At 32.4% G+C, this 7,869-nt stretch carries 13 protein-coding genes; 5 read left to right on the top strand and 8 right to left on the bottom strand.

Annotated elements, in window-relative coordinates; genetic code table 11:
* Window positions 1-51: 51 nt before the first annotated feature.
* Entirely contained in the window at window positions 52-276 is a 225-nt protein-coding gene (locus tag WCG23_12490; GenBank protein MEI8390687.1) for a hypothetical protein, read from the bottom strand.
* 202 nt (window positions 277-478) lie between these two features.
* On the opposite strand from WCG23_12490, the gene WCG23_12485 reads away from it, so the two are divergent.
* Window positions 479-670, top strand: coding sequence for a helix-turn-helix transcriptional regulator (locus WCG23_12485; GenBank protein ID MEI8390686.1), 192 nt, complete (start codon window positions 479-481; stop codon window positions 668-670).
* A gap of 14 nt (window positions 671-684) precedes the next feature.
* Window positions 685-1,131, top strand: a complete 447-nt coding sequence (locus WCG23_12480; protein MEI8390685.1) for a hypothetical protein — start codon at window positions 685-687, stop codon at window positions 1,129-1,131.
* Window positions 1,132-1,307: 176 nt separating this feature from the next.
* Here WCG23_12480 and msrA read toward each other — a convergent pair whose 3' ends face one another.
* Both msrA and WCG23_12470 read right to left on the bottom strand, forming a co-directional pair.
* On the bottom strand, window positions 1,308-1,772 hold the full coding sequence (gene msrA, locus WCG23_12475; GenBank protein MEI8390684.1) for a peptide-methionine (S)-S-oxide reductase MsrA: 465 nt from the start codon (window positions 1,770-1,772) through the stop codon (window positions 1,308-1,310).
* A 2-nt stretch (window positions 1,773-1,774) separates the two neighbouring features.
* Entirely contained in the window at window positions 1,775-2,734 is a 960-nt protein-coding gene (locus WCG23_12470; GenBank protein MEI8390683.1) for an aldo/keto reductase, read from the bottom strand.
* 129 nt (window positions 2,735-2,863) lie between these two features.
* On the opposite strand from WCG23_12470, the gene WCG23_12465 reads away from it, so the two are divergent.
* Window positions 2,864-3,319, top strand: coding sequence for a PPC domain-containing DNA-binding protein (locus WCG23_12465; GenBank protein MEI8390682.1), 456 nt, complete (start codon window positions 2,864-2,866; stop codon window positions 3,317-3,319).
* 41 nt (window positions 3,320-3,360) lie between these two features.
* On the top strand, window positions 3,361-3,834 hold the full coding sequence (gene bcp, locus WCG23_12460) for a thioredoxin-dependent thiol peroxidase (GenBank protein ID MEI8390681.1): 474 nt from the start codon (window positions 3,361-3,363) through the stop codon (window positions 3,832-3,834).
* Between the two features lie 425 nt (window positions 3,835-4,259).
* On the opposite strand, the gene WCG23_12455 is transcribed toward bcp, so the two are convergent.
* The 5 genes from WCG23_12455 to WCG23_12435 all read right to left on the bottom strand — a co-directional run bounded on the left by WCG23_12455 (window position 4,260) and on the right by WCG23_12435 (window position 6,700).
* The gene (locus tag WCG23_12455; protein MEI8390680.1) at window positions 4,260-4,415 is read right to left on the bottom strand and encodes a hypothetical protein; all 156 of its coding nucleotides are present in this window, start codon (window positions 4,413-4,415) and stop codon (window positions 4,260-4,262) included.
* A gap of 89 nt (window positions 4,416-4,504) precedes the next feature.
* Complete coding sequence (locus tag WCG23_12450; GenBank protein ID MEI8390679.1) at window positions 4,505-5,356, bottom strand: HAD-IC family P-type ATPase; 852 nt, start codon at window positions 5,354-5,356, stop codon at window positions 4,505-4,507.
* Window positions 5,357-5,495: 139 nt separating this feature from the next.
* On the bottom strand, window positions 5,496-5,786 hold the full coding sequence (locus WCG23_12445; GenBank protein MEI8390678.1) for a zf-TFIIB domain-containing protein: 291 nt from the start codon (window positions 5,784-5,786) through the stop codon (window positions 5,496-5,498).
* An 18-nt stretch (window positions 5,787-5,804) separates the two neighbouring features.
* Window positions 5,805-6,161, bottom strand: coding sequence for a metalloregulator ArsR/SmtB family transcription factor (locus WCG23_12440; GenBank protein MEI8390677.1), 357 nt, complete (start codon window positions 6,159-6,161; stop codon window positions 5,805-5,807).
* 86 nt (window positions 6,162-6,247) lie between these two features.
* Window positions 6,248-6,700: a hypothetical protein gene (locus WCG23_12435; GenBank protein ID MEI8390676.1), complete on the bottom strand. Its 453-nt coding sequence runs from the start codon at window positions 6,698-6,700 to the stop codon at window positions 6,248-6,250.
* A gap of 176 nt (window positions 6,701-6,876) precedes the next feature.
* Between WCG23_12435 and WCG23_12430 the strand changes: the two genes are divergently transcribed.
* Complete coding sequence (locus WCG23_12430) at window positions 6,877-7,791, top strand: cation diffusion facilitator family transporter (GenBank protein ID MEI8390675.1); 915 nt, start codon at window positions 6,877-6,879, stop codon at window positions 7,789-7,791.
* Window positions 7,792-7,869: the final 78 nt, after the last annotated feature.

The following is a 7,869-nucleotide window of genomic DNA, read 5'->3' as shown; positions in this document are numbered from 1 at the left end:
ACATACCTAACAATATTGTGACCTATTTTTCAATACTTTTCAGATGACCTCTTAGTAAATTTCCTGCAATTTAGGTTCTAAAGAAGATAATAAAATCTCATAACTCTTCCCTCCAAGTGTTTGAGTTTCTCTGAATATGTATTTGCCCGGCGAAGCGGAACTGAGCGAATTAAACTCATTCCCTTTTTTGGGCAGAGCCGATCTGATTGCTCGTGGGGTTACGTTTTTTAATTCAGATAAAGTTTTAACGCTTAACCATATATCATTAACATTCACTATCATTGTCCTTACAGATTAATTTACTCCGTATCAATGATGTTAACTCTGTTTACTTTAATTGGAAGTGTCTTTCCCAATATTGTTTCTGTCTTGAAACAATAATATTATTTTAAAAATTAATCTTTGGATACTTTAAAACCTCTGCAGGCAGAGCTATAATTTAAATGAGGCAGTGTAAGTTCACAATAGAGATAAATACATGTTTTTAAAAAAGAGAAGAGCGGCAATTAAAGGTGCTTTAAAAGTTCGCGGTATCACTCAAAAAGAGTTAGCGAAAGAACTTAAGATAACTGAATCTTATCTGACGCGGCTTATAGACGGGACTCGCTACAGCAGGAAATTTGAAGAATGGATTAAACTTACCCTGCTCATTGATTACACTTGGCTTTAATTAAGGGGACTGATTTGAGCAAGAAAAAGTTTTATTACGCAGAAGCGCAAAGGCTTTATACAGAAGAGCAGATGACTATTGAAGAAATCGCTGAGCGGTTTCATATTTCTGTCAGGATAATTAAATACTGGAAAGACGGCAATGACTGGAGCGGAAAGAGACAGGCGTTTCTGGATTCAAAACAGGTTTGTCTTCAGGATTTTGATATTTTTGTCCGCAATATGCTTTCTGATTTAAGCGAAAATATTGACACTGGAATAAAAATCAGTTCCGGCAGGCTTTATTCTTTTGTGAGGCAAATGGATACGTTAATTAAATTCAAAAAGGCTGAAGCTGATTGCAAGAAATTTTTTGAAAAATATCCTGATTTTTGCAGGGAAAAATCTGAGGAAAAACCAAAAACTATCCCTCCCGAACTTATAAGGCAGATTCGCAGAGATTTTTTGGGGATGAATGATTAATACCAAATTGCATTCTATAAAGTTTATTTCTTCCGTCGCTTGTCCTCGGCTTCGCCTCCGGAGGTTCCTACAGAAACAAACTTTATTTCATTAATACTGGATTGAAAGCGAATTGGTATAAGACTATTAAATATATTGAAAAAGAATGCGGCTGGCACGCAGAGGCTTTATCGGATTTAACATCCTGAGCGACCTGTTTTTTCATAATATTGCTGATGATATTCTTCTGCTCTCCAAAATTTTGGAGCAGGTAGAATTTCTGTAACTATCGGTTTTTCAAATTTGCCGGATTCTGTAAGTTCTTTCTTTGATGCAAGTGCAAGTTTTTGCTGTTCTTCATTATGAAAAAATACGGCTGATCTGTATTGGCTTCCCGTATCAAATCCTTGCCTGTTGAGAGTTGTAGGATTGTGAATATTCCAAAACACTTTTAGCAGTTCGCTATAAGATATTTTTTCAGGGTCAAAATTTATTTCAACAGCTTCCGCATGACCGGTTGAATCGGAATAAACTTCTTCATAGGTGGGGTTTTCTTTATGTCCGCCTATATAACCTACCTGTGTTGAAACAACATCGTTTAATTTTCTGAATTTAGCTTCCACTCCCCAAAAACATCCTGCGGCAAATGTTGCTTTTTCCATTTTTATTCCTCATTCCAAAGATTTTCTAAAGTGTAGCCGCTTCCTTCCGGTGTAAAGAATGAACCGTTTACATACCTGAAATGTCTGTCCAGCAAAGCAATTTCTTTCATCTCAGCTTCGTCAAGTTCTATAAATTGTGCATTATAGTTTTCTTTAAGCCGTTTTGGATTGACAGACTTTGGGATTACAATAACATTCCTTTGAATTTGCCATTTAATAAGTACTTGAGCAGATGTTGAATTATGTTTTACTGCGATTTTATTAATAACCGGATTATCAAGTAAAGACGGTTCATCTTTGTTTAGAAGGAATCCTGCCCTGTCTTTTGATCCAAGCGGTGAATATGCAGTAAGTGCAATGTTTTTTGAATTACAATAATCAAGTAATTCTGTTTGCTGAAGAAACGGATGTGATTCGACTTGATTGACAGCAGGTTTTATTTTAGCAGTTTTATCAAGTTCTTCAAGTTTTTTGATACTGAAGTTAGATACTCCGATTGATTTTACAAGACCCTCATCAACTGCTTTTTCCAGACCAAGCCAAGTTTCAGAAATATGCAAATTCTCAAGCGAAATAAATTCATCTGTACTGCTTGGAAACATAGTGCCTTTTTTGAAACACACAGGCCAGTGAATTAAATACAAATCCAGATAGTCAAGTTTCAAATCTTCTAAGGTTGTTTTTAACGCAGGAATAACATCATCTTTAGCGTGGGAATCATTCCAAAGCTTAGATGTAATAAATATATCTTCTCTTTTAACATCGTTATCATTGAAAGCGTCGTTTAATGCTTTTCCGATAAATTTTTCATTGCCGTAAATTTTTGCGCAGTCAATATGCCTGTAGCCTATATTTACAGCTTCTCTGACAGCTTTATATAATTCATCTTCATTATCAGACTTCCATGTGCCCAATCCAAACAGCGGCATTTCATATCCTGAATTTAATTTATATGTTTTCACAGTTACTCCTTTTATTGCAAACAGCATTTATTATATTTTTAAAATTTAACATAAAAAATTATAAAAATAATTCCCTTGTTTCCCATATAATTATTGACAAATCGATATGAATTTAAAGGAGAACTATAATTGGAAAAAATTTGGGCTAATTCATACGAAACAGAAAAAATATATATGGGAAGAATTCCACATGATTCTGATTTATTGGAACAAATTAATAATTTTTGCTTTGAAAATGATATCAATATAGGCACAGTAAATATTATTGGAGCTGTAAAACATGCTAAAGTCGGATATTATTCTCAAGACAAACAAATATACCGGATACTGGAAGGAGAAAATTTAAAAGGCGGACTTGAAATAGTTTCCTGTACCGGCAATATTTCTATTAAAGACGCAAAACCTTTTGCCCATATTCATATAGTACTTTCTAATTCTGAAGGAAAAACTTTCGGCGGTCACCTTATGCCAGAAACAATTGTTTATGCCGGAGAATTTGTTATACAAAAATCCAAAGGCGATAACCTTGTGAGAAGCTTAGATGAAACAACTAAATTGCCTCTTTGGCAGTTGTCGGAAGAATAAATTTATCAATAAAATAAAGATAATATTTAAGGAAAATTAAAATGATAGAAATAGGCACAAAAACTCCTGACTTTACATTGCAGGGAATAGATTCCGAAGGAAACGAGAAAACTTTTTCGCTGTCTGACTTTGCAGGACAAAATATTGTTCTGTATTTTTACCCTAAAGATAATACGCCCGGCTGCACTCAAGAAGCCTGCGATTTCAGGGATAATTTTAACAGGCTGGTTTCAAAAGCTGTTGTCATAGGAGTAAGTGCAGACAGCATTGCAAGCCACAAAAAATTTCAAGAAAAACAAAGTCTTAATTTTATTCTTCTTTCTGATCCTGAACATGCACTACTTGAAAAATTTGAAGCGTGGGCCGAGAAGAAAATGTATGGGAAATTATTTATGGGTATAATCAGGTCTACTTTTATCATTGATAAAGAAGGAATTGTCAGAAAAACTTGGAAAAATGTCAAAATTAAAGGACATGTAGACGAAATTTTAGAAGAATTGGAAAAAATTAATTAACAGGCCATAAGTATTTAATTTGTGAAATCTCATCAGGAAAAAATTTTTTGTAATAGTCATAATCTTTAAATAAAAGAGCCTGTCTGTGTACCTTATGGAAACGTTCATCCCTAAACCACGGCGGAAGCTATATTCTTGACGAGAAATCGGGTTCTTGGAATTGCATAGAGTTTTTATACGATCTTTCTACCCATAATTTTACCGACATATTAAGATAAATCTTAAGTGCATCAGGGTATCCCATCCACATCTTGACTTCAGCATGATTTTTCCAATGATCCGAAATTCCTGTAATGTTCTTGAGAATAATAAAGGCTTACGGTCTTTGTTTGCCAAGCTTTTTATAATCCAGACAGCTCAAGGACTTATGAAAATTAGGAAAAGGTAAAAAAGTTTGCATTTTATTATTTTAACATTGAATACGCTTATTCAATGCCGGCACCGTGTGCACCGCCATATTCCCTGATAAGATTGCAAACATCAGTATAAGTTTCTTTATTTGCCCAATCACGCTGAAACTCCAGAACCATTTGCATAGAAGTTACAGGAATAGCACCTGCATATGAGAAATTTATGTGCATAAAAATCGGCTTTAAATCATAAATGAAATGAAACCTGTTTTAATTTAAAACTTACAAATTTTATCAGTCTTTAAATATTTTAGCTTAATTCAATATTTCTTTTTACAGTATTTGTAATAGATACGTAGCCAATAACTATTAATATAAGCATAATCCAGTACAAATGAGGAAGTGCTATCAAGTTTAAGGCTTATCATAAGCCATGTGAATTTATTTAAGCCTTCATCAAAAGCCGTTTTTTCTTTCTTTTCTGATAGTTTTTCCGCTAATTTGCCAAAATATGTATTATCTCCTGTTGAAGTAACAATACCTAAAGCGGTTCCGCTTGAAACATAACTTCCCATAAAGCAAATATTATTAAGATCAAAAATATTTTTAGTTTCTTTCTTTAAAACATTTTCGCTTTTTTCTACAGGCAAAGATTCGCCTGTAAGAGCAGATTGGTTAATATACAAATTATTTGAACTTAAAATTCTTAAATCAGCAGGAATTATATGCCCCGCTGAAAGTTTAATTACATCTCCAAGAACAATATTTTTTATCGGAATATTTTTTTCTGTTTGCCTTAAAACAGTTGTGGTTAAACTGACCATTTCCTGAAGTTTTTCGGCTGCTTTATCTGCACTAGATTCTTGAATAAAGCTTATTACAGTGCTAATTACAACCATTATCGCAATAATAATTGTTGTTTCATGTTCTTTAATCGAATAAGACACAATAACTAAAACTATAAGAAGTACTATTAAAGGATTTTTAAGGCTATCTATTAATCTTGAAAAGCTATTTATTTTTTTTGTATCTGATATTTGATTTAAACCATCTTTTTTTAGTCTATATTTAGCTTCTTCCGTTAAACCCTGAAAAGAAGAATTTAACTTTTTCGAAATTTCATTGGCATTTAACTTTGATAAATCAAATAATGATTCTTGTTTATTTTCCACTAATAAAAAACCTCAGATTCTTATTTATCTGAGGCATTATACATAAATTTAGAATAATTTTAATCAGAAAACTAACCCGAGTCCCGATATGATTATTGATAATAAAATCATTATTAGAATTACTTTTTTAAACATATTATTACCCAAAATCAAAGATATCTTCTAAAAAAGATTTTTTTCGATGTTTTTGATCCCCATGATGACCATAACTATGCTCATTATGACCTTGTTTGTATTGTTTTTCATAGTGGTGGTCATTGCTATAAGCAGGGCTTCTCTGCGGCTCTGCATAACTTTGAGTTGAACGTTCAATTATTTTTTCTAATTCGCCTCTGTCTAGCCAAATACCTCTGCATTCAGGACAGTAGTCAATTTCTACGCCTTGCTTCTCAGACATAACAAGGTTTACGTTGCAATGTGGACATTTCATGAAGATATTCTCCTATTTTTAAATATGCCAGGCCATTAATAAATCACTAATCATATGAATTGTTTCCGGTTCTGCGGAATAAGTAAGCATTTGGAACTGAAGAGCAGTTTGCATTACCTTTGAAATATTCTTATTCTTTAACTTGTAAAAAACGTGTTTTCCTTCTTTTCTCTCTTCTACAATATCATTGAACTTAAGCAGTTTAAGATGTTGAGATGTCCTTGACTGGCTTATATCCAATGCCTCATGTATTTCATTAACATCCATTTCTTTGTCTTTTAGCAAGCCGATAATTTGTATTCTGTCAGGATGCGACAATACATCAAAGAAATCACCAATTGATTTAATGACTTTATTAATTTGTTTTTTAGGCATAAAAAACCTCTTTGAGAAGTTACATCATATTAATAATTTATAATATGTCAATTAAGAAATTATTTCAATAGTTTCGCAATAAAAGTTTATTGTTTATTTGAATTATTTAATAAGAACGCTACGATACTTGTGGGAATTGCAATATTTGTGAACTGAAATACTGATTCTTTGACTTTAGTTTTCTTATCTTCGTCTTTCCTGAACAAAAGACCTCCTGCCAATCTTCCTAAAACAGAGCCGACGCTTGCAAAAAGCATTTCCTTGAAGCCGTAATCTATATTGAAAGATTTTAAAACAGTTTTTGCTTTTGTAACAAAATCCATCCCTTTTAATGCATTTATTTTAAGCGATTTACCCTGATATTTCCTTATAATTAACATCGGAATTAATGTCCCTACAGCAGTTGTCGCTATTACCGGAATATTAATCTTTTTTGATGTTTCAGGTTCAGGTTTATTTTGAAGCAATTCAACATTAGGATTTTTATTTTGCCGATAAAAATCTTTGAATATTTCTCTGTTTGCTTCGCTAATATTCATGTTGAATTACTCTTTATTAAGTTCTGTCTATGTATAATAAGTGTTAACCTAACTCGTTAATTGCAGATTATTGTGTAAAAAGTTAGAAAAATTAACATATTATAAAATTTTAATATGTTGTATATTATAATAATAATTCAACAAAGTAAAGTTTGATAAACAGGAGAAAAATTCAGATGAATATAAAATCAAAAGCAGCCGGCATATCAATTATTTCAAATACTTTTTTGATTATATCTAAGCTCTTAGTTGGATTGTTTACAAACAGCGTAAGTATTATTTCAGAAGCAGTACATTCACTTATGGATCTTTTGGCTGCAATAATAGCTTTCTTTTCTGTTAAAAAATCAGCCGAACCCGCTGATGCCGATCACCAATACGGACATGGGAAATACGAAGAGGCCTCCGGTTTTGCAGAAGGGGCTTTAATCCTTATTGCGGCCGTTTATATTATATATGAGTCTGTTGAAAAACTTATGAGTTGGAAAATCGACTATATAGATTCTGTTGCAGGCATAGTAGTTATGGCTTTGTCGGTAATAATAAATATTTTTGTAAGCAAAAATTTGTTTAAAGTTGCAAAAGAAACTGATTCAATTGCATTGCTTGCCGATGCGGAACATTTAAGAACTGATGTAATGACATCAGCAGGTGTTTTAGTCGGATTAATTTTGATAAAATTCACCGGTATTAAAATATTAGACCCGATAGTGGCTATTTTAGTTGCCCTGTTGATACTCAAAGCAGGTTTTGAATTATGTTCAGCTTCTTTAAATAATTTGTTGGATTCTTCTTTGCCGGAAGAAGATATTGAAAAAATAAAAGAAGTTTTAACCGAATATTCTTTTGATAAAATTACCTCTTACGACAAATTAAAAACAAGAAAATCCGGAGCTGAAAAATTAATCGAATTTACTTTAATTATGCCGAAAGACATTAACTTAAATGAGAGCCATCGTTTATGCGATGAAATTGAAGCTGATTTAAAGATTAATATTTTTAATGCTTTTATTACAATACATACGGAACCCTGCGACAGCGAATGTGCAGTTTGCAACTTAAAACATTGCGATAATTTTGCCTACAGCTAAAATATTTTGAACATTACGTATACAACAGGAGTTACGCAGCATAAGTTAAAGTCTTGTTGTCATTGAATTTTATAGTAC

This window comes from bacterium (genome assembly GCA_037147175.1).
Classification (GTDB): Bacteria; Cyanobacteriota; Vampirovibrionia; order Gastranaerophilales; family UBA9971; genus UBA9971.
This window is presented reverse-complemented; position numbering and strand designations above follow the sequence as displayed.